Here is a 22,191-nt window from a genome sequence, read left to right as displayed (position 1 = left end):
GAGACGGGGGGCGATGGTCACTGGGCAGGCTCCGCCGATGCGTCAGCCGCGGGGCTGTGCTGGGGAGCGGGCTTTGCGGCCTGCTTCTGGCCCTTGGCAGGCGCCTGATCGTTCTGCTCGATGGTCACCGTCGCGGTGCGGCCCGCGATCAGGCGCACGTCCTTGGGCACGTCGGTCAGCTTCACGCGCACCGGGATGCGCTGGGCGAGGCGGACCCAGGTGAAGGTCGGATCGACGCTGGGCAGCAGGTTGCGCGAATCGCTGCGGGTGGTGTCGTTGATACCCGCCGCGATGCTCTCGACCACGCCCTTGATCTGGCGCGTCTCCCCCATCAGCACGACGGTCACCGGCGCGCCGACATGGATGTTCGGCAGCTTGGTTTCCTCGAAATAGCCTTCGACGCGGATCGAATCCCGGTCGATCAGTGCCATCGCCTGGCTGCCCGGCGCCACATAGTCGCCGGGATGCAGGTCGAGGTTGGTCACGGTGCCGTTGACCGAGGCGTGGACATTGGTGCGTGCCAGGTCGAGCTTGGCCTTGTCGAGCGCGCTCAGCGCCTGATCGAGCGCGGCGCGGGCGGTGGCGACGGCGGCAACGTTCTGTTCGTGGCTTTCGGTCGCCACCAGATCGCCGAGGGCGAGGTCGCGCGCGGCCTCGCGCTGGGCCTGACCCAGCTTGGCCTGCGCGCTGGCGACCGCGGCCTGTGCCTGCTGCATCGCCAGCGTGTAGCGCGGACGGTCGATCACGAAGAGCAGGTCGCCGGCCTTGACCTCCTGGTTGTCGCGCACTTCCACCGAGGTGACGAGGCCGCCGATGTCGGGCGTAACGCGCACAACGTCGGCGCGGACACGCCCGTCGCGGGTCCAGGGGCTGTCTTCGTAATGGTTCCAGAGCCAGTAAGCGACGCCCGCAGCGAGGACGACGAGGACGATGGTCGCAAGGCTCGGGGCGATCCGGGCAAGCAGGTTCTTCATTGGCGGAAACCGATCAGCGGAGCGGCCCAGACCAGAAGCCCGAGCACGAGGATGTAAAGGCACAGGTCAACCGCCGCACGATAGGCGAACAGGCGGTAGAAACCCACGAGATTGGCGATGCGCATGAGCATCAGGGTGATGATCGAGGCGATCACCGCGAGCACCAGCAGCGTCGGCACGAAGACGCCGTCGAACGAGATCTCGCCCCTCATGCCGCCACCCTTTCGGGATCGGCCATGGGCGGCGCTTCGGGGAAGATGTTGCGGCGCAGGCTGTAGAGGCTGAGCACACCGGAACGGCCGACGGCCGGATCCTCGTCATGCTGCACGGCACCGAGCGCGACGTCGATCTCGTGCAGCAGCCTGGGGTCGGCAGGAGCGGGACGATCCGGCTCGAGGCCGCGGTAATAGTCGCCCACGCTCGCCAGCACGGCGGTGAGCGGGGCGCTGCGTTCAGGCGACATGCCCAGGCGCAGCTCACGCAGTTCGCCGATGGCAATGCCGGTGCGCAGGTCGCGCAGGGCATCGTAGAGCGGCTTTCCGGGTGAACGCCCGGCCATGGCAAGGCGGGGGGCAAGGTGTGCGATACGATCGAGCATGCGGTTGATCCAGGCGCGCACGTCAGGCGGGCCCATGAGGTTGGAACGTTCGGCGATATCCCCCCATCCGGCGCGGATCGTGCGCCGGATGGCGGCTTGCGCGCCGGTCGAATTGAGCAGGCGGATCATGATGATGGCGTAGATAATGCCCACCAGCTGGGCGATGCCGCCGTTTATGCAGCTGGCGAAACCGCCGACATACTCGTTCGCCACCAGCACCGGCGAGCCGAGGCCAAGCAGCATCGGCATCGCCACGCCTGCGTAACGCGGGGACTGCATCAGCATCCCCAGCATCAGCAGCATCGGCGCCATCGTCGCGGCAAACTGCAGGTAGCCGTCCAGCCGCGGCATCAGCACGAAGCCGTAGACCATGCCCAGCAGCACCGCGACGAAGGTGCCGACGAAAAACGTGCGCAGCGGTGCCAGCGGGTCCGGCGCGGAAGCGAACAGCGCGGTGAACACGCCTGCCAGCATGATCGCGGTGCTGCCGTCGTGCCAGCCGCTCATGATCCACAGATAGCAGCCGAACACGATGGTGGCGAACGCCCCGAGCGCGCCGCGGACCGCTCCGCCATAATCGCGATGGACCTCCCTCCCGCGCCGCCCTTCGAGCAGTTCCGCTGCGCGCGCGCTGACCGGACGGGTGCTCGGCGACTCCAGCTGTTCGGCGAGATCGCGGCAGTCGCGATGCGCCGCGATCAGTGTCGAAAGGCGCGAGAGCAGGCTGAGCAGGATGATGTCGTGCCAGGGCGTGGCGGCGCGAACCGGCGGTTCCAGCGCGGCGCAGCGAGCGCGCAGCGCGTCGGCTTCGGTGGTGCGGGCGGCGATGTCCATCTGCCCGAGGCGCGCAAACCAGTCCCGCGTATCGTCCAGCAGGCGGGCGATGTCGGGATGAGGGATCCCTGCCTCATGAAGCTGCGCGATCCGGTCGGCGACGGCGGCCCCCAGCGGCATGATGAGCGAAAGCTGGTCCTGCAGGGCGCGCACGGTGCGGATGCGCGGGGCAATGCGGGTGCTCTCGTAAGGAAGGTGAATCGAGAGCTGCTGCAATTCGGTGACGTCCATCGCCAGCCGCCGCCGCTCCCCGTCGATCGCGGGATCGGCATCGACCGCCAGCGAATCGCGCGACCAGCGCTCGGCATCGGTCAGGATCGCGGTCACCCGCTGCAGCATGAAGGCCGAGACCGACTGCGGAAACACCAGTGCATGGACGAAGCTGCCGCACAGGATGCCGATGGTGATTTCCTGCACGCGCAGCGAAGCCGTGGTGAAGATGAGCTGCGGGGTATCGACGCTGGGCAGCACGATCAGCACCGCCGTATAGCCCGCCAGCACCGAGGCATAGGAGCGCGGCGTGCGGTCGAGCAGCGAGACGAAAACGCAGATCGCCAGCCAGCCACCGATCGCCAGCGTGAGCAGTTCGGGCGAATGGGCCAGCGGCGGCACCATGAACACCGCGGCGGCCGCCCCGATGAACGTGCCGACGACGCGGAACATCGCCTTCGACACCACCGCACCCGCCAGCGGCTGGGCGACGATATAGGATGTCAGGAACGCCCAGTACGGCCGGTCCAGTCCGATCGACAGGGCAATGTAGACAGCCAGGATCGCGGCGAGATACGCCTTCACCGAAAACAGCGCTGCATCAAATCCAAAGCGCTTGGTCATGGCTTGCTGCTGCTTTCAGCCACGCGGGCAGCGATTCGGTCGAGAACCGCCACGGTGGTTTCGAGGTCCGCATCGGTGATGCCACCCAGAAGGCCCGCGCGCAATGTGTTGAGCCGCGCGTCAATTCTTTCCGCCAGCGCCTCTCCCTCCGCCGTCAGCGAGAGGTGCTTGGCGCGGCGATCGGTTTCATCGGCGATCCGCACGGCCAGCCCGGCACCTTCCAGCAGATTGAGCGTGCGCACCAGCGAGGGTTCGGTCACGCCGACCACCCGTGCAAGCTCGCTCTGGCGCACGGTCTTGCCAAGGCGCAGCAGATGCACCAGCGCCCAGCCCGAGGAATTCGAGATCCCGAGCGAGGACAGTGCATCGTCCGCCAGTTGTCGCCATGATCGCGACACCGGCGCCAGCCTTTCGGCAAATGCCCGCTCGCGCTTTCGTCGTTCCTGCATGGACGGGTACTTAGCAGCCTAACTAATGACCGCAAGGCACGCGAACGGAGATATTATTGCAAGTCCCGCAAGCCAATCGGCAATTGCATCTGCTGCATTTGCGAAGGCACGGGGAGCAGAATCGGGGCCCAGCCAGCCGTTCTGCCAGCCATCCTGCCAGCCGTCCTGTACCCGGCAAATGGCGGCGGGGCTGGCACAAGCCGAAAAGCATCGTTAAGCCACGGGAAAACCGGTCGCTCCCAGACAGGAGAACGCTGTTGCGTCGTCCCACCGCCTTCCGCCGTATTACCGCTTCCGCCCTCGCCATTTCGCTGACTTTCGCGTTGACCGCGCCGTCGGTCGCGCAGGCCGAGGCGCCTGCCGATGTTGCCGCTGCGAACACCCGCCCGCAGCAATGGGGCCTTGCGCGCCACGCCATGGTCGCGGCGGCCAATCCGCTGGCGGTCGAGGCCGGGGTCGAGGTGCTGCGCAAGGGTGGGTCGGCCGTGGACGCCGCGGTCGCCATCCAGGCGGTGCTGGGGCTGGTCGAGCCGCAAAGTTCGGGCCTCGGCGGCGGCGGCTTCATGATCTACTACGATGCGAGCACGCGCAAGGTCACCGCCTATGACGGGCGCGAGATGGCGCCGTCGGGTGCCAGCAACCACCTTCTGGTCGATGATGGCGGCAAGCCCCTGCCCTTCGTCGACGCGGTGCTGGGCGGCATCTCCACCGGTGTTCCCGGCGCCGTCGCGATGCTCGACATGGCCCACCGCGATCACGGCAAGCTCGCCTGGGGCAGCCTGTTCGGCAAGGCGCACGAACTGGCCGCGGACGGCTTCATCGTCAGCCCCCGGCTTGCGGGCATGATCAAGTCGCGCGCGCCGCAGGCCTCCTCGCCCGACGCCGTGCGCTATTTCTCCAAGCCGGACGGCACCCGCTACGTCGCGGGCGACCGGCTGCGCAATCCCGCTTACGCGCAGACGCTGGAGAGGATCGCCAAGTTCGGCGCCTCCGGCCTGCTCACCGGCCCGGTGGCGCAGGACATCATCACCCGCCTCCACGAAGGCCCGCGACCCAGCACGATGACGCTGGCCGATCTGGCCGCCTACAAGCCGCGTTCCGGCCCGGCGCTGTGCAATCCCTACCGCACTTATGTGGTCTGCACCCCCGAGTCCCCCTCGGGCGGTCTCGGCCTGCAGGTCGCGCTAGGCCTGCTTGCCCATACCGACATCAACAGGCGTTCGGCCAGCGACGAGAAGGCCTGGTTCCAGTTCGCCCAGGCCAGCCGCCTCGCCTATGCCGACCGCGACCGCTACGTCGGCGACCCGGCCTTCGTGAACGTGCCCGAACAGGGCCTGCTCGACCCCGAATATCTCGCCGGCCGCGCCGCGCTGATCGGCGAGAAGGCCGGCCCGGTGACGTTCGGCAAGCCGAAGGGCGCCCCCGTCGTCGGCCCCGATGCCACGGCGGAGCCGGGCGGCACCAGCCACTTCGTCATCATCGACACGCAGGGCAACGCCGTCTCGATGACCACGACGGTGGAAAGCATCTTCGGCTCGGGCCGCATGGTCGACGGCTTTTTCCTCAACAACCAACTGACCGACTTCTCGTTCGCGCCGCGCGACGCCGACGGTGCGCCTGCCGCCAACGCCCCGGCCCCGGGCAAGCGTCCGCGTTCGAGCATGGCCCCGGCCATCGTCCTCACCCCGCAGGGCAAGCTGGTGGCGGCCGCCGGATCGCCGGGCGGCACCTCCATCCAGGCCTACAACCTCAAGGTGCTGGTCGCCCTGCTCGACTGGAAGATGACGCCGCAGGACGCCGTCGCGCTGCCCAACCTGGTGGCCAAGGGCGACGCCTTCAGCGCCGACAAGTTCCCCGAACCGATCATGGCCGGTCTCGCCGCGCGCGGCATGCCGCTGTCGACCGGAAAAGGCGAGGAATCGGGCCTCCAGGCGGTCATCGTCACCCCCAAGGGGTACCTCGGCGGCGCCGATCCCCGCCGTGAGGGCGTGGCCAGGGGATTCTGACGCGGCTCCGGCTTGAGCGGAGCGGATCGGCCACGCATAGTCGGCGCCGATGAATCACACCGCACCTGCCGTTCCGCTCGGCCAACTCGTCGCGACCGACCCTGCCGGGGCCGTGCCCTTGCTGCGCGAGGTGCTGGCTCGCAAGGGCGAGGACCCGCGCGTGCTGCGTCTGCTCGGGCAGGCCCTGCGCAAGCTTGGACGGGACAGCGAGGCGGAGCTGGCCGAAAACGCCGCGATCCGCGCCTCGGTGCGCGATCCCGCGCTGATCGCCATCGCGCAGGCCCTGCTGGCGAACGATTTGCCGGCCGCCGAGGCGGGCCTGCGCGAACGCCTGTCCGCCCAGCCGCGTGATGTCGCCGCGATCCGCATGATGGCGGAACTCGCCGGGCGTATCGGCCGCTACCGCGACGCCGAAACCCTGCTGCTCCGCGCGCTGGAACTGGCCCCCGGTTTCGCCGCGGCCCGCGCCAATCTTGCCACGGTTCTCTACAAGCAGAACCGCTTCGCCGATGCGGTGGCCGCGCTGGACCACGTACTCGCCGCCAATAGCGCCAGTGCGGGCGATCTCAACCTCAAGGCTGCGGCGCTGGGGCGGATCGGGGAATACGAGGAATCGCGCAGGATCTACCGGGAGTTGCTCGAAAGTTTCCCGGACCACGCCAAGCTCTGGATGAGCTACGGCCATATCCTCAAGACGCTGGGCGAACAGGCCGAAGCCGTCAGCGCCTATCGCCGCTGCATCGCCGTCGAGCCTGCCCTCGGCGAGGCATGGTGGAGCCTTGCCAACCTCAAGACGGTCCGCTTCGGCGATGCCGACGTCGCGGCCATGCGCTGCGCACTGGATCAGGCCGACATCGGGCCGGACGATCGCCTGCACCTCCATTTCGCTCTCGCAAAGGCGCTGGAGGATCGCGGCGAGGCCGAAGCGGCGTTTGCGCACTACGCCCAGGGCAACGCGCTGCGCAGCATGGAGCTGCAGCATGATCCCGAGGCCGTGGGCGAGCAGGTGGATGCGGTCATCGGGACGTTCTCGCCGGCCTTCCTCGCCGCCCATGCCGATGGCGGCGATCCCTCGCCCGCGCCGATCTTCATCCTCGGCATGCCGCGCGCGGGCTCCACGCTCATCGAGCAGATCCTCGACAGCCACTCGCAGATCGAGGGCACGATGGAATTGCCCGATATTCCGGCACTTGCCATGCGCGAGGCGCAGGCCACCGGCGGACGCCCGCGCGACTGGCCTGCCGCGCTGGCCGCCATGTCGCCGCAGCGCCGCGCCGAACTGGGGGCAGAATTTCTCGAACGCACAAAGGTCCAGCGCAAGACCGCCAAGCCCTTCTACATCGACAAGCTGCCCAACAACTGGGCCTACCTCGGGTTCATCGCACTGATCCTGCCCCATGCGAAGATCATCGACGCCCGCCGCCATCCGCTCGATTGCTGCGTCTCCAATTTCCGCCAGAACTACGCCAAGGGGCAGGCATTCTCCTACGATCTCGCGCACATGGGCCGCTATTATGCCGACTATGTGCGGGCGATGCGCCACTACGATGAGGTGATGCCCGGCCGCGTTCACCGGGTGATCCACGAGGACCTGCTGGACGATCCCGAAAGCCGCGTCCGTGCGCTGCTGGACTACCTGGGCTTGCCCTTCGAGCCGGCCTGCCTCGAATTCCACACCAACACGCGCTCCGTGCGCACGGCCTCGAGCGAACAGGTCCGCCGCCCGATCAACCGCGACGGCGTCGGCCAGTGGCGCGCCTACGAGGCCTGGCTTGCCCCGCTCACGGCGGCATTGGGCGATCTTCCAGAGACTTACGCAAAATCCTGAACATCCGTTCATGTGGCAGAAATGTCATAGTTGCACCGCAACATGAGCGGCCTCCCAAAGCCCTATTGCCGGTTCCCGAAAATTATGGAGACCTACGCATAGAGGACATAATGGGGGTTAACGGGTGGTCGTTTCCGGCATTTCGTTTCGTCGCAGCATGGTCGCCATGCTGCTGGGGTCGTCCGCGATTGCTGCAGCGCAGCCTGCCCTGGCGCAGGACAACAAGGCCGCACAGGCGCCTGCTGCCGATGGCGTCATCTACGTCACGGCCCAGAAGCGGGTCGAGAACCTCCAGGACGTACCGATCGCGATCACCGCACTCGGCGCGGAAAAGCTGAAGGACCTGCAGGTCAAGGAGCTGCAGGACGTCGTCAAGTTCCTGCCCTCGGTGACGATCCAGACAGTGCAGCCCGGCTTCAGCCAGGTCTATTTCCGCGGCGTCGCCTCGGGCGAGAACGCCAACCACTCCGGCCCGCTGCCCACCGTCGGCACGTATCTCGACGAAATGCCGATCACGACCATCCAGGGCGCGCTCGACATCCACGCTTACGACATCGCCCGCGTGGAGGCTCTGGCCGGGCCGCAGGGCACGCTCTACGGCGCCAGTTCGATGGCGGGCACGATCAAGATCGTCACCAATGCGCCGGACACCTCGGGCACATACGGCGCCGTCGATGCGGAAGTGAACTCGGTCTCGCACGGCGACATGGGCGGCGTGATGCAGGGCTTCATCAACTACAAGATCAGCGATTCCGTCGCCGCGCGCCTTGTCGGCTGGTACCGCCATGACGGCGGCTATATCGACAACGTGCACGGCAGCCGCACTTTCGCGGTCTCGGGCATCACCCAGGACAATGCCGATCTCGTAGAGGACGACTACAACGACGTCGACACCTACGGCGGCCGCCTGGCGCTGGGCATCGACCTTGACGGCAACTGGACGGTGAAACCCACCATCATGGGCCAGGTGCAGAAGACCAACGGCAGCTTCGCGCAGGAACGCTCCAGCGCGGTCAGCGGCAAGCTGCAGACCGTCCAGTACAATCCCGAGAAGAGCAAGGACGAGTGGTATCAGGCCGCCCTCACCATCGAGGGCAAGATCGGCAACTGGGATCTCACCGCCACCGGCGGCATCCTCAACCGCAAGGACTGGACGCAGTCGGATTATTCCGACTACTCGTACTTCTACGATGCCCTGTTCGGCTCGGGCGCCTATCTTTACGACAATGCCGGCGATCTCGTCAGCCCGAACCAGTACATCAAGGGCAAGGACGTCTACCACCGCCAGTTCGGCGAAGTGCGCATCAGTTCGCCGCAAAGCAACCCGCTGCGCTTCATCGGCGGCGTGTTCTACCAGCGCCAGCAACACCACATCGAGCAGAACTACATCATCGACGGCATTGCCGACGATCTGAAGGTGCCCGGCACCACCAGCGACATCTGGCTGACCCAGCAGAAGCGCGTCGACCGCGACTATGCCGCCTTCGGTGAACTGACCTACGACATCACCGACAAGCTGAGCGCCACCGGCGGACTGCGCCTCTACCACTACAACAACTCGCTGGTCGGCTTCTACGGCTACAGCGCCGGCTATTCGAGCCGCACCGGCGTCGCCGCCTGCTTCGAGGACGCGATCGTCAAGGGATCGCCCTGCACCAACCTCGACAAGTCGACCTCGAAGACCGACGCGATCTACAAGGCCAACCTCACCTACAAGATCACGCCCGACGCGCTGGTCTACGCCACCTGGTCGCGCGGTTTCCGCCCCGGCGGCATCAACCGCCGCGGTACGCTGGCGCCCTACAAGCCCGACCGGCTCGACAACTACGAGATCGGCTGGAAAACGATGTGGGGTCCGGTGCGCTTCAACGGTGCGGTCTATCAGGAGGACTGGAACGGCATCCAGCTCTCGTTCCTGGGCGCCAACGGCCTCACCGAGATCCGCAACGCCGGCGTGGCCCGCATTCGCGGCGTCGAATTCGACGTCGGCTACAACAGGAACGGCTTCTCGCTGGACTTCTCCGGCAGCTACAACGACGCCACGATCCGCAAGGACTTCTGCCTGATCGCCAACAGTTCCTTCGACTGCACCCTGGCCGGATCGGACGGGACGGACAATGAGCTGCTCGCCCCCAAGGGCACGCACCTGCCGATCACCGCCAAGTTCAAGGGCAATGCCGTGGCCCGCTACGAATTCCCGGTCGGCGGCTGGGACGGCCACGTCCAGTTCGCGGCCAACTACATCGGCAAGCGCCGCAGCGACCTTCGCACGCTGGAAAACAGCATCAAGGGCAACCTGGGCGCCTATACCACGGCAGACTTCAGCATCGGCGTGAAGAAGGACGGCTACCGCGTCGAGCTCTATGCCACCAACCTGTTCAACAGCAACGGCGTGGTCAACACCAGCGTGCAGTGCCTTGAAACGACCTGCGGCGACTATGCCGGTGACAGCAGCACCGGCGGCGTCTTCTACGACTACGTCATCCGTCCGCGTGTGATCGGCCTCAAGTTCGGCGCCGATTTCTGATATTCACTCGGCAGTGACGCAAGAAACCCGGAAAACCGCAGGCCCGGGCGCAAGCCTGGGCCTGCTGGCGGCGACCGCGCTGGTCATGGGAAACATGATCGGTTCGGGCGTGTTCCTGCTGCCCGCCAGTCTCGCCCCGTTCGGATGGAACGGGGTTCTGGGCTGGATTGTGACGATCAGCGGCGCGCTGATCCTGGCCTATGTGCTCAGCCGCCTGACCCGGGCCTGCCCGCAGGCGGGTGGCCCTGCGGGGTTCGTCACCGATGCCTTCGGACCGACCGTTGGCTTCTTCATCAGCTGGATCTACCTGATCTCGATTTGGACTTCGGTGGTGGCGATCGCCGTGGCGGCGATCAGTTACCTCTCCGAACTCTTTCCGTTGCTCGGCAAGGGAGAACACATCCCGGCAATCGCGGCGATGGCATTGCTCTGGCTGATGGCCCTCATCAACTTGCGCGGCACCCGCACGGCGGGCGGATTTCAGGTGGTGACGCTGGCGCTGAAGGTCATTCCGCTCTTTGTCGTGATCGTCATAGCGGTCATGGTCCTGAACGACGGGCGCGTGCAGATCGCGCCGCCCTCCCCCGGCAGCATCAGCTTCGGCAGCGTCAACGGCGCCGCCAGCCTCACGCTCTGGGCGCTGCTCGGGTTCGAGAGCGCCAGCGTGGCCGCCGCCCGCGTGCGCAATCCGCAAGTGAACATTGCCCGCGCCACGCTCTGGGGCACCGGGCTTACCGGCTTACTCTACCTGATCGTCTGCTCGGCCATCGCGTTGCTTCTGCCGGAGGCGGTGGTGTCCCACTCCGCCGCCCCTTTTGCCACTTTCGTCGGCCGCTTCTGGAGCACCGACGCGGCAACGCTGATTACCGTGTTCGCCGTGATCAGCTGCGTCGGCGCGCTCAATGGCTGGACCTTGCTGGAGGCCGAAATGGTACGCGACATGGCGCACCGTCGCCTCTTGCCCGCATGGTTCGCCGAAACCGACGCACGCGGCGTGTCCCGGCGCGCCCTGCTGATCTCCACCGTGATCGCCAGCCTCTTTGCCGCGATGAATGCCAGCCGCTCGATGCAGTCGCTGTTCGAATATCTGCTGCTGCTCTCCACCTCGGCAACGCTCTGGCTCTATCTGGCCTGCGCGCTCTCGGCACTGAAACTCGGCATCGCCAGGCCCGCCGCGCTCCTCGGCGCGGCTTACGCCCTGTGGACACTGTGGGGCGCGGGCATCGGCGCGAGCGGCCTCAGCTTCGTGCTGATGGCGCTAGGCTTGCCGATCTGGCTCCTGGTGCGCCGCAGGTCCGCCGAACAGCGCGTCCAGCCAGGTCTCGACTAGCCCTTCAGCTTCCTCCGGCGTGAACGGCGCCTTGCCCAGACTGAGTTCCAGCCAGAGCCCGTCGATCAGCGCGGTCAGCGCCACCCCGATCAGGCGGGTATCCGCCATGTCCGGCCGGCATTCGCGGATCAGCGCATCCATCCCGCCCCGGAACTCGCCGTAGATGTCCTCGTGCAGCCGCCCGATGGCCGGGTCCTGCGGCGTCATCGCCCAGAACGCGAGCCAGGTTGCCAGCAACTGCGGATCGGCAATCGGCGGACGGAAGCTGGCGACCAGATAGGCGAGCAACCGGGCGCGGGGGCTATCATCCGCCGCTGCCACCGCCTCTTCCAACGCGCGCGCCACGCGGTGCCCGGTCCAGCGATAGGCCTCGGCAATCGCATCCGCGACCCCGCCGAAATAGTGCCGCAGCAGCCCTGCCGAAACGCCCGCTTCCGCGCAGATCGAACGCACCGAAGTCCCGCCTATGCCATGCAGCGCAAGGCACCGTGCAGTGGCCTCGATCAGGCTTTGCCGCCGCTCGTCGGGATCGCCGCGACTAAAGGCGGGGGTGTGGGATTGCTTGGTCATCATGGCCTTGTTATACACTTGTACAACAAGGAGTCGCCAATGGCAACGCAGCCGATAGATCAGCCGCAGACCGACCCGCTCGCCGGCTGGAGCCTGCCGGCTTGGACCTATTCGGACCCCGAGTTCCTGGCGGTGGAAAAGGAGCGCATTTTCGCGCCGAGCTGGCAAATCGTCTGCCACGAGAGTGACGTGCCGAACGCGGGCGATTGGCACACGCTGGACTACATCGGCGAAAGCGTGATCGTCGTACGCGGCAACGACCGGCAGATCCGCGCCTTCACCAACGTCTGCCGTCATCGCGGATCGCGCGTGGTCGACGGCGCCAGTGGCTGTGCGAAGAAGCTGGCCTGCCCCTATCACGCCTGGGTCTACGATCTCGACGGACGCCTGACCGGGGTGCCCGACAGCCAGAGCTATCCCGATTTCGACAAGGCCAGTCACGGCCTTGCTCCGGTGGACGTCGAAGTCTGGCGCGGCTTCATCTTCGTGCGCCTCGTCGATGACGGCGGCCCCTCGATCGCGCAGATGATGGCCCCTTACGAGGCGATGGTCGCCCCCTACCGGTTCGAGGATCTGAAGGCGCTCGGCCGCGTCACCATGCGCCCGCGCGCGGTGAACTGGAAGAACGTGGGCGACAACTATTCGGACGGGCTGCACATCCCCGTCGCCCATCCCGGCCTCACGCGCCTGTTCGGCCGCAGCTACGGCGTGGAGGCCGAGCGCCATGTCGATCGCATGTGGGGCGACCTGATGGACGCGCCTTCCTCCAACTGGTCGGAGCGGATGTACCAGCGCCTGCTGCCGCCGGTGCCGCACTTGCCCGAGGACCGGCAGCGCCACTGGCTCTACTTCAAGCTCTGGCCCGGCGTCGCCTTCGACATCTACCCCGATCAGGTCGATTTCATGCAGTGGCTGCCTACGGGGCCGGAAACCTGCATGATCCGCGAGATCAGCTACGTCCTGCCCGATGCCGAAAATGAGCAATGGCGCCGCGAGATGCGCGCCGCGCGCTATCTCAACTGGCGCATCAACCGGCAGGTCAATGCCGAGGATACCGCCCTCATCACCCGCGTGCAGGCGGGCATGGCCTCGCGCACGTTCTCGGTCGGGCCGCTGTCCGACAAGGAAGTCTGCCTGCGTCACTTCTGCAAGCGCATCCGCGAACTGATCCCCGAGGCCCGCCAGAGCGAGCGGCCCGCATCCGGCTGGAGCCAAAAATGACCCAGAAATACGATGCCGTTATCATCGGCGGCGGCCACAACGGCCTCGTCTGCGCGTTCTACCTTGCTCGCGCGGGACTGAAGGTGCGCATTCTGGAGCGCCGCAACGTGGTCGGCGGCGCGGCGGTGACCGAGGAATTCCACCCCGGCTTCCGCAACTCGGTGGCCAGCTACACCGTCAGCCTGCTCCAGCCCAAAGTCATCGCCGACATGCGGCTGGCCGACCATGGCTACCGCGTGATCGAGCGGCCGATTTCCAACCTGCTGCCGCAGGAAGACGGCGGCTACCTCAAGCTCGGCGGCGGGCTGGAGCGCACACAGGCGGAGTTCCGCCGGTTCTCAAAGCACGATGCCGATGTGCTGCCCGCCTATTACGATTCGCTGGAAGTCGTGGCCGAAGTGCTGCGCGATCTGGCGCTGAAGTCGCCGCCCAACGCAGGCGACGGTTGGCGCGGGCTGATCGACGCGGCGCTGCAGGGCCGCAAGCTGGCAGGCCTTTCCATCGAGGCGCAGCGCGATGTGCTGGATCTTTTCACCAAGTCCGCGCGCGGGCTGCTGGACGGCTGGTTCGAGAGCGAGGCGGTGAAGGCGGCGTTCGGCTTCGACGCGGTGGTCGGCAACTATGCCTCGCCCGATACGCCCGGCAGCGCCTATGTCCTGCTGCACCACGTCTTCGGCGAAGTGAACGGCAAGAAGGGCGCCTGGGGCCACTCGGTCGGCGGCATGGGCAACATCACCCGCATCATGGGCGAAGTCTGCCGCAAGCTCGGCGTCGAGATCAGCCTCGAAAGCCCGGTCGATCAGGTCCTCGTCGATGGAGACAGGGCTGTTGGCGTGCGACTTGAAAGCGGTGAGGAGATTGCCGCCACCCGCGTGATCGCCAATGTCGGGCCCAAGCTGCTTTACGGCAAGATGATCGCACAGAGCGATCTCGATCCCGATTTCCAGCGCCGCATGAAGAGCTTCAAGACCGGCAGCGGCACGTTCCGCATGAACGTCGCGCTGTCCGAACTACCGACGTTCACCTGCCTGCCCGAGCCCGGCGAGCACCACCAGTCCGGCATCATCATCGCGCCGACGCTCGACTACATGGACCGTGCCTTCCTTGATGCGAAGACCCATGGCTGGTCGAAGAAGCCGATCGTGGAGATGCTGATCCCCTCGACCGTGGACGACAGCCTCGCGCCCGAAGGCCAGCATGTCGCCAGCCTGTTCTGCCAGCAATTCGCGCCGGAACTGCCTGACGGCCGGGACTGGGATGCCGAGGAAGACAAGGCTGCCGACACCATCATCGATACGGTCGAGGAATATGCGCCGGGCTTCCGCGCCTCGATCCTCGGCCGCCAGGTGCTCAGCCCGAAGGGGCTTGAGCGCAAGTTCGGCCTTGTCGGCGGCGACATCATGCATGGCAACCTGACGCTCGACCAGATGTGGTCGGCGCGCCCCGTTCTGGGCCACGGCGCCTATCGGGGCCCGCTCAAGGGGCTTTACATGTGCGGCTCGGGCACGCACCCCGGCGGCGGCGTGACCGGGGCGCCCGGCCATAACTGCGCACACGAAGTGCTGGCGGACAAGGGCCGTTTCGGGCGCTTCCGCACCTGAAACGGGGCCTTTCGTCCCTTTAAGGGGGCGATCCGCCGCTAGTGGGTTGGGTTCGGGAGCGAACGGCATCAGGTAGGCGGCAAGGTCGCCAACTGCCCGGATGTTTGTTTGCCCCAGTCCTTCATCGCCGATGCCCCGCGCAAATCCGCCGCGATCTCGATCGCACGGGTCATCTGCATCCTCGGCGTCGTCTACGTCCATGCCTGGACCGGGCTTACCGGCTACGACCTGCAACTGGCCAAGGGGTCCCCGCAGGAGGACTTGCGCTGGATCCTGATGGACGTGTTCGGACGCAGCGCGGTACCGCTGCTGGGCCTCATCTCCGGCTGGCTGGTCGCCTCCTCCAACCGCACGCGCGACTGGCCGACGCATGTTGCGCGCAAGGCCCGCACCATCCTGCTGCCGATGGTGCTGTGGAACGTGCTGGCGCTGGTGCTGGTTTCCGGCACTGCCTGGCTGCTCACCCTGCCCGCGCCTACACCGCATTCGCTGGACTGGGTCTTCGAGGAAATCTTCGTCGCCAGCCGCAATCCCGACATCAACGTGCAGATGCCGTTCCTGCGCGACCTGTTCGTCTGCATGCTGGCAGCACCGCTGCTGGTAAGGTTGGCCAATCCCTGGCTGATCGCGCTCGCCGCCATCGCCGCCGTGTGCCAGATCCTCGGGGTGGGAGCGCCGGTGTTCATGCGCGCATCGATCCCGTTCTTCTTCGTGCTGGGCATTCTGGCGCGGCGCGGCCACGTCGCAGACCGCATCGCGGCCTGGCCACTGGTTCTGACCGTTCTGCCTTTCGCGGGCTTGACCTGCCTCCAGCTTTACAGCGCGCTGCGGCTCGGCACCGATCCCGCGACGCCCGAGGCCGCCGCGCTGGACCTTGCGGTTCGGGTCGCCGCTGCCGTGACCTACTGGCGCGTGGCATGGGCCCTCTCGGACAGCCCCGCCCGCACATTCCTGCTGCGGATCGAACCTTTTGCGTTTTTCCTGTTCTGCTCGCACCTGATCCTGATCTGGCTGGGCGGACCGGTGCTGGGCGCGCTGTTCGGCAAGCTGGGCTCACCGCTCTATCCGCTCTATCTTCTGACCCAGCCACTGATCGTGCTGCTGGCCGTGATCCTGCTGGGCACCCTGCTGGTCCGGGCGGCTCCGGGACCGGCACGCGTACTGAGCGGGGGACGCCTCACCGCCCGTTGAGCTACTTTTCGAGTACCCCCGCCTTCATCACGTGCGAGACCTTCTCCAGCACGCCGATGTCGCGCAGGGGGTCGCCCTCGACTGCGATCATGTCGGCATATTTGCCGAGCGCGATGGAGCCCAGTTCGCTCTCATGGCCGATCAGCGTCGCCGCATCGATGGTGGCCGAACGGATCGCCTGCATCGGCGTCATCCCGTACTTCACCATGTAGGCGAACTGGCGCGCGTTGAGGCCGTGCGGATAGACGCCCGCGTCGGTGCCGAAACCGAGCTTCACGCCCATCTTCACGGCTTTCTCGAACCCGTCGCGCTGGGTCTGGGTGGTCTCGCGGTTCTTGCGCAAGTACTCGGCGGGCCAGCCTTCCCTGGTGCCCTGCTGGTCGATCCAGTCGCCGTCGTAGATGTCCATGACCAGCCAGACGCCCGCGTCCCTGGCCATCTGGAGCCCCTCGTCATCGATCAGGCTGGCGTGTTCGATCGAGTGGACACCCGAACGGATCGCCGCCTTGATCCCTTCCGCGCCGTGGGCATGGGCGGTGGCGTAGGAATGATGCTCCTTCGCGACCGCCACGACGGCACGCATCTCGTCCTCGGTCAGTTCCACCTGCCCCGGCTCGGTGCCGATGGCGAGGACCGCGCCGGTGGCGATCATCTTGATGAAGTCCGCGCCGTGTTCGAACAGGAACTCGGTCTTGTCGTGGGCTTCCTGCGGATTGCGGATCACGCCATAGCGCATGTCAGAGGGAAGCTGGTCGTTGGGGATCACGCCGTTGAGTTCGCCGCCGCCGCCGGGCCTGGTGATGTAGGCCCCCGCCACGAACATGCGCGGCCCCGCCACGTAGCCCCGCGCGATCGCGTCGCGCAGGGCTACGTCGGTGAGGCCGCGATAGGTGCCGACATCGCGCACCGTGGTGAAGCCTGCATCCAGCGTCACCTTGGCATTATGCGCGCCGATCAGCGCGGTAAGCTGGGGCGAGGTCCGATAGGGCGCGGCGACATCCGCGCTCTGCCCGGCATCGGCAAGGTGGGTGTGCAGGTCGATCAGGCCGGGCAGAACCGTGTAGCTCGACCAGTCCACTTCCCGGGCGCCCGACGGCGTCTTGCCGCAGCTATCGATGCGGGTGACACGCCCGTCAGTCACCGTCACGCACTGCCCGGTGCGGGTGGTCTGGTAATCGACGTCGATCAGCCGGCCTGCCCGCACATAGAGCGTATCCGCGACGGCGGGCGCTGCCAGAACGCCCGCCACCATTGCCGCCAGAAGCGCCCCCCGCTTCGCCCCGTCCATGCTCACTTGCTCGCGAGATCCTTGTACATCGAGAGGTAGTAGGTGATGCCCGGACGGATGTTGACCAGCGAGACACGCTCGTTGAGGCCGTGCGCGAACTCGTCGGAATCCTTCATCATCGACGCACTGGCGCCGTAGCTCGGCACGCCGACCGCGCGGTACCACATCGAATCCGACGCGCCCGAGGACTGCGCCGGAATGATCGGCACCGGCCCCCAGGCCGCCGTCACCGCCTTGCGCGCCGCCGCGACGAAGTCGGGCCGCATCGGCGAGGCGGGCGCCATGGTGGAATCGTCACCCGTCACGTCGCTGAACCTGGCGGCGGGCATCGCGGCCACCTTCTCCAGTTCGGCCATGATCTCCTCGCGCGTGTGGCCGGGGAAGATGCGACAGTTGATGTTGGCGGTGGCGCGCTGCGGCAGGGCATTGCGGGCATGACCGCCCGAGAGCATCGTCGGCACGCAGGTCGTGCTGACCCGGCCGACGGTGGCCGGATCGGCGCGCAGCACGGCGAGCGCGGCGGGATCGTTCGGATTGGCCACGAAGTCGCGCATCGCCTTGGCCTTCCGGGGATCAGCCTCCAGCTTGGCAGCCTCGGTCCAGTAGGCGCGGGTGACGTCGTTGAGCTCGGGCTTGAACGTGTAGGCGCCGATGCGGGCCAGCACTTCGGAAAGCTGGACGATCGCATTGTCCGGTCGCGGCGCGGAGCTGTGGCCACCGGGATTGGTCACCTCGATCTGGTAGTCGATGTAGGTCTTCTCGGCGCCCTGCCAGGTCCAGTAGAGCGGCTTGCCGGTCTCTTCCGAGAGGGTGCCCGAGGCGCCGTCGACGTTGAGCACGAGTTCGGCGTTCTTGAGCTTCTCGGCGATCAGCTTGGAGGTCGCCATCGAGGTTTCCTCGTCGCCCGAATAGGCGATCACCAGCGAGCGCTTGGGCTTGAAGCCTTCCTTGCGCAGCTGGATCATCGATTCCATCGCCAGCACCGCCTCGAACTTGGTGTCGCTGGCGCCGCGTCCGAAGAGGTAGCCGTTCTCCACCACCGGGGTGAAGGGATCGCGCTGCCAGTCGGCAGGCTTGGCTTCCACCACGTCCATGTGCGCGGAGACGACCAGCGGCTTGAGCGACGGGTCGCTGCCCTTCCAGGTGGCGATCAGGTAGGCGGTGTCCTTGTAGGGCACGATCTCGATGTCGGAGGCGCTCCAGCCCGCTTCGATCAGGCGCTGCTTGAACAGCTCGGCCACTTGCGGGGTCTGGTTGCCCTCACCCTCGACCGAGCGCAGGGCGATGGCCTTCTTGGCCATGTCGAGCACATGCGCTTCCGCATCGGGATAGGCCTTGGGAGCGGCCTCGGCGCCCGTTGCCAGCGCCATGGCGCCGAGGGAAGCCACGGTAAGAAGGATATGCCTCATGAAAATTGCCCTGCCCTGTAATGCGATCTTGCCCGAAGGTTCTTGCTGAACGGGGCCGGAAAGAATCGCCCCCGAAGCGGGCACTCTGTCGCATTCGCAGGGGCGGCGCACCTGTTTTGGTGCGCCGCCAGTCACTTCGTTGAAATTTACGCGATGTCGAGCGCGCCGGTCAGGTCTCCCGGGGCCACGCCGCCGGCAGCCAGCATCGCATCTTCACGCAGCTTCAGGCCTTCCAGCTTCTCCAGTCCGAAGCGGCGGGTGAGGAAACGGGCGATGGAGCCGGTGTCGTAGATCGTATGATCGACCGTCCCCTTCTTCGCATGGGGCGAGACGATCACGGCGGGGATGCGCGTGCCGGGGCCCCAGCGGTCGCCCTTCGGCGGGGCGACATGGTCCCACCAGCCGCCGTTCTCGTCGAAAGTCACGACAATCAGCATCTTCTCCCATTGCGGGCTGGCGCGCAGGGTATCGATGACGGCAGCGATATGGCGGTCACCGGCGTCGATGTCCGAATAGCCGGCGTGCATGTTGAGATTGCCCTGCGGCTTGTAATAGCTGACCGGCGGCAGCTTGCCCGCCTCGGCATCAGCCAGGAACCTGTTGGTGCGCGCGGTGCTGCCCTCGCCGCCGTCCCGCAGGAACGTTGCGCGGTCGGCGGTGCCGGGGGCGAAGCGGTCGTAATAGTTGAACGGCTGGTGGTGCGGCTGGAAGTTCGGGCGCGAGGGGGTGGACGTGTCGTTCATGCGCCCTTCGAGCGCGGCGTTCCATCCGCCCGCGTACCAGGCCCAGTTCACGCCCTTGGCGCTGAGCATGTCGCCGATGGTCTTGTGGTGCTGCGGCACCAGCGTGCTGGCGCTTTCGGCATTGGCGTAGCCGGGCTTCTCGGGGTCCAGTTCATAAGTCGGCGCGTAAGGCGGCAGCATCGTGTTGACCGCCCAGAAGTCGGGCGACAACGTGCTGGGGCCGAATATCGGCGGTCCGTCGATGGCGCTGGCCGGGGTCTTGGGATCCGGCTTCAGCCGCGTGCCCTTGGGATCGGTGCCTTCCAGCCTGGCGATCTTGCGGGCGGACGGGCTCTTGTCCGCATCGGGATAGAACGGCGGCTGCGCGGCGATCAGGTACTGGTGGTTGAGGAACGAGCCGCCGAAGGCGCCCATGAAGAAGTTGTCGCAGAGCGTGAACTCGCGCGCGATCTGCCACAGGCGAAGCTGGGCGCGCATGTCGCCGTAATGGCCCATGACCAGCGCGCCGCTGTCTCCCCAGGCGACGAACTGGTCGTTGGCGCCGCCGTTGATCTGCATCTGGTTGTGGTAGAAGGCATGGACCAGATCGCGGGTGACAAGGCCGTGCGGCAGCGGGTCGCCCTCGGGCGTCTTCAGCGCGAAAGGACCGTTCGGGATCGGCGCGAGGTCGTCCGGCCCGATCTGGTATTCGGCATGCTCGACAACCTGTTTGGTGGGCACCAGGCCTTCCCAGATCTTGGGCAGCTTTTCCATCACCTTGCCGTCACGGTCGCGCTGGCGGGTACGCTCGGCGGGCACTTCGGACAGCGGCTGCTGGAGGCCGGGAAAGTCGGCGAAGAGATTGTTGAAGCTGCGGTTCTCCGCATAGATCACCACGACCGTATCGATCGCTGCGCGCAGCTTCGCATCGCTGACCGGGCGCGCGGACGATCCCCTGGCCGGTTTCGCCTCCGCCGTCTCGGCGGCGCCGCCGGCAACCGCGGCAGCGCCCAGCGCTGCGGCAAGACCGCCGAGGAAATCGCGGCGGTCGGGATTGCCGGACTTTGGCTCGGCGGAATCGATATCGGACATGTGGGGGGACCTTTGGGAAGGAACGGAAATCAGGCACTCTGTGGGACGGTGACTGCCCCCGCGTCAACCGTCTCACCCGTCAATTGCGTAAAAGCAATCAGGCCTTGGCGAAGCGGCGCTCGCCCCATTTGACTGCCAGCGTGGTGCTGTCCGTGCCTGCCGTGGTGCGCTGGGCAATGGTCGACATGAAGTGCCAGGTGCCGCGCACCTGATCCGGCGTCACATCCAGCGAAACGTAACCGCGCCGGCTGACATCGGTGAACACCAGCCCCGGGTTGGCCTGACGCATTGCCCCTGCCAGCGCCTGCGGCCCGGCGCCGGGAAGGTACGCCTCGTACCCCGGAGACGTAACCGAATGGCCCGCGTACTCCACGCCTGCAGCTACCCCGCCGGTCGAAAGCTCGTTGCCCCAGGCATTGTGGCTGTCGCCCGAGAGCACGACGAGGTTGCAATCCGCCTCGCGCGCGGCCTTGAGCAGACGCTCGCGCGCTGCCGGATAACCGTCCCACGAATCCATGTTGAACGGCAGGCCGACCTTGACGGCGGCGGCGGCGGCCATGAGGGCGCCGCGCACCTTGGCGTCGCCGCCGGCGGGAACGAAATCGGCCAGCGCGGCGGGCGACTTCAGCGATCCCATGACGATCTGCTGCGCCAGGATCTGCCAGCGCGTGCCTGCCCTCGCCGATGCGGCGAAGCCCTTGTAGAGCCAGTCTTCCTGCACCTGCCCCATCAGCGTGCGGTCAGGCGCCATCCACGGGCCGTCGCGGAAAGCCAGCAGCGCCTTGGCAACGTCCTGCTGCCCCTTGAAGGCATCGCCGAGATCGAGCTGCTTCATGCGCGAGGACACCCGGGTCTCCGGGCGGAACAGCGTCGCCAGCGAACCGATCTCGTAGCTGCCCCAATCGGCATCGGAAACCGGCATCCACTCACGGTAGGCCTTCTCCGCCGCCGCCTTGCGAACGGACCACGGGCCTTCGGTTTCGCTCTGATGGTTCTCCGCGCCGTCCTTGTAGGCGTCGTTGGCGAACTCGTGGTCGTCCCACTGCGCGATCATCGGGAAACGGGCGTGGAGCGCGCGCAGGTCCGGATCGAGCCGGTAGCTGGCATAACGCAGCCGGTAGTCAGCGAGGCTGACGATCTCGTTCGCCGGCTCGATCACCCGGCCCGCCATCGGATGCGCGGGATATTCGCCCTGCTTGTATTCGTAGAAGTAGTCGCCGACGTGGACGACAAGGTCCAGATCCTCGCGCGCGGCGGCATGGGCATAGGCGTTGAACCAGCCGAACGGCATGTTCGAGCAGGAGAACAGGCCGATGCCGAAGCGCTCGACCGCGCCCACCGGCAGGGTGCGGGTGCGACCGACTTCGCTCATGGTGCCATCTGGCGCGATGAAGCGATAGAAGTACCACTTGCCCGGCTGCAGCCCGCCGACCACCACTTTCGCGCAGTTGTCCCGCGCGGGGCTGGCGATCACCTCGCCGCCGCCGGCGACCTTGCGGAAGTCTTGCACCTCGGCCAGTTCGCAGCGCAGCCTGGTCTCGCCGCTGCCGACGTAGCGGGTCCACAGCAGCACCGAATTGGCCGCCGGCTCGCCGCTGGCAACGCCGTGGGTAAAGCCCCGCGCGGTGAGGATCCGGGCCAGGCCGGGCGTCGAAAGCGCGGCAAGACCGAAGGCGCCGGCCTTGACGAGAAGGCGGCGGTCGAGAGCGATGGTCAT

Annotated in this window: 16 protein-coding genes; 7 read left to right on the top strand and 9 right to left on the bottom strand. The window is 66.7% G+C overall.

Annotated features, from left to right (window positions below; genetic code table 11):
* Positions 1 to 17: 17 nt before the first annotated feature.
* Genes OKA11_RS10930 through OKA11_RS10915 form a run of 4 tightly spaced genes read right to left on the bottom strand, consistent with a single transcriptional unit; the run spans position 18 to position 3,689 of the window.
* Positions 18 to 974, bottom strand: a complete 957-nt coding sequence (locus tag OKA11_RS10930) for an efflux RND transporter periplasmic adaptor subunit (protein WP_267220202.1) — start codon at positions 972 to 974, stop codon at positions 18 to 20.
* Complete coding sequence (locus tag OKA11_RS10925) at positions 971 to 1,186, bottom strand: DUF1656 domain-containing protein (RefSeq protein WP_267220201.1); 216 nt, start codon at positions 1,184 to 1,186, stop codon at positions 971 to 973. The genes OKA11_RS10930 and OKA11_RS10925 overlap by 4 nt, the downstream gene beginning before the upstream one ends.
* Entirely contained in the window at positions 1,183 to 3,240 is a 2,058-nt protein-coding gene (locus OKA11_RS10920; RefSeq protein ID WP_267220200.1) for an FUSC family protein, read from the bottom strand. The genes OKA11_RS10925 and OKA11_RS10920 overlap by 4 nt, the downstream gene beginning before the upstream one ends.
* Complete coding sequence (locus OKA11_RS10915) at positions 3,237 to 3,689, bottom strand: MarR family winged helix-turn-helix transcriptional regulator (RefSeq protein ID WP_267220199.1); 453 nt, start codon at positions 3,687 to 3,689, stop codon at positions 3,237 to 3,239. Before OKA11_RS10915 ends, OKA11_RS10920 begins: the two co-directional genes overlap by 4 nt.
* 257 nt (positions 3,690 to 3,946) lie before the next feature.
* Between OKA11_RS10915 and OKA11_RS10910 the strand changes: the two genes are divergently transcribed.
* The 4 genes from OKA11_RS10910 to OKA11_RS10895 all read left to right on the top strand — a co-directional run bounded on the left by OKA11_RS10910 (position 3,947) and on the right by OKA11_RS10895 (position 11,380).
* Positions 3,947 to 5,695, top strand: a complete 1,749-nt coding sequence (locus OKA11_RS10910) for a gamma-glutamyltransferase family protein (RefSeq protein WP_267220198.1) — start codon at positions 3,947 to 3,949, stop codon at positions 5,693 to 5,695.
* A gap of 49 nt (positions 5,696 to 5,744) precedes the next feature.
* The gene (locus tag OKA11_RS10905) at positions 5,745 to 7,523 is read left to right on the top strand and encodes a tetratricopeptide repeat-containing sulfotransferase family protein (RefSeq protein ID WP_267220197.1); all 1,779 of its coding nucleotides are present in this window, start codon (positions 5,745 to 5,747) and stop codon (positions 7,521 to 7,523) included.
* Between the two features lie 166 nt (positions 7,524 to 7,689).
* On the top strand, positions 7,690 to 10,050 hold the full coding sequence (locus tag OKA11_RS10900; protein ID WP_379489285.1) for a TonB-dependent receptor: 2,361 nt from the start codon (positions 7,690 to 7,692) through the stop codon (positions 10,048 to 10,050).
* A 13-nt stretch (positions 10,051 to 10,063) separates the two neighbouring features.
* Positions 10,064 to 11,380, top strand: coding sequence for an amino acid permease (locus OKA11_RS10895; RefSeq protein WP_323748317.1), 1,317 nt, complete (start codon positions 10,064 to 10,066; stop codon positions 11,378 to 11,380).
* Here the strand turns inward: OKA11_RS10895 and OKA11_RS10890 are convergent.
* The gene (locus OKA11_RS10890) at positions 11,309 to 11,950 is read right to left on the bottom strand and encodes a TetR family transcriptional regulator C-terminal domain-containing protein (RefSeq protein ID WP_267220196.1); all 642 of its coding nucleotides are present in this window, start codon (positions 11,948 to 11,950) and stop codon (positions 11,309 to 11,311) included. The two genes, OKA11_RS10895 and OKA11_RS10890, sit on opposite strands and share 72 nt — an antisense overlap.
* 39 nt (positions 11,951 to 11,989) lie before the next feature.
* On the opposite strand from OKA11_RS10890, the gene OKA11_RS10885 reads away from it, so the two are divergent.
* The 3 genes from OKA11_RS10885 (at position 11,990) to OKA11_RS10875 (ending at position 15,963) form a co-directional block, all read left to right on the top strand.
* Positions 11,990 to 13,171 (top strand): aromatic ring-hydroxylating oxygenase subunit alpha, encoded by a 1,182-nt coding sequence (locus OKA11_RS10885; protein ID WP_267220195.1) that lies wholly within the window; start codon positions 11,990 to 11,992, stop codon positions 13,169 to 13,171.
* Positions 13,168 to 14,772: a phytoene desaturase family protein gene (locus tag OKA11_RS10880; protein WP_267220194.1), complete on the top strand. Its 1,605-nt coding sequence runs from the start codon at positions 13,168 to 13,170 to the stop codon at positions 14,770 to 14,772. Before OKA11_RS10885 ends, OKA11_RS10880 begins: the two co-directional genes overlap by 4 nt.
* Positions 14,773 to 14,880: 108 nt before the next feature.
* Positions 14,881 to 15,963, top strand: coding sequence for an acyltransferase family protein (locus tag OKA11_RS10875; RefSeq protein ID WP_267220193.1), 1,083 nt, complete (start codon positions 14,881 to 14,883; stop codon positions 15,961 to 15,963).
* Position 15,964: 1 nt separating this feature from the next.
* On the opposite strand, the gene OKA11_RS10870 is transcribed toward OKA11_RS10875, so the two are convergent.
* From OKA11_RS10870 to OKA11_RS10855, 4 genes are all read right to left on the bottom strand, one after another.
* Entirely contained in the window at positions 15,965 to 17,251 is a 1,287-nt protein-coding gene (locus tag OKA11_RS10870; protein ID WP_267220192.1) for a Xaa-Pro dipeptidase, read from the bottom strand.
* 2 nt (positions 17,252 to 17,253) lie between these two features.
* Positions 17,254 to 18,660: a M20/M25/M40 family metallo-hydrolase gene (locus OKA11_RS10865; RefSeq protein ID WP_267220191.1), complete on the bottom strand. Its 1,407-nt coding sequence runs from the start codon at positions 18,658 to 18,660 to the stop codon at positions 17,254 to 17,256.
* A gap of 146 nt (positions 18,661 to 18,806) precedes the next feature.
* Positions 18,807 to 20,474, bottom strand: a complete 1,668-nt coding sequence (gene acpA / locus OKA11_RS10860) for an acid phosphatase (RefSeq protein ID WP_267220190.1) — start codon at positions 20,472 to 20,474, stop codon at positions 18,807 to 18,809.
* Between the two features lie 97 nt (positions 20,475 to 20,571).
* A complete protein-coding gene (locus tag OKA11_RS10855) occupies positions 20,572 to 22,191 on the bottom strand; it encodes an alkaline phosphatase D family protein (RefSeq protein ID WP_267220189.1) in 1,620 nt (539 codons plus the stop codon).

Source organism: Novosphingobium clariflavum (genome assembly GCF_026420865.1).
GTDB lineage: Bacteria > Pseudomonadota > Alphaproteobacteria > Sphingomonadales > Sphingomonadaceae > Novosphingobium > Novosphingobium clariflavum.
This window is presented reverse-complemented; position numbering and strand designations above follow the sequence as displayed.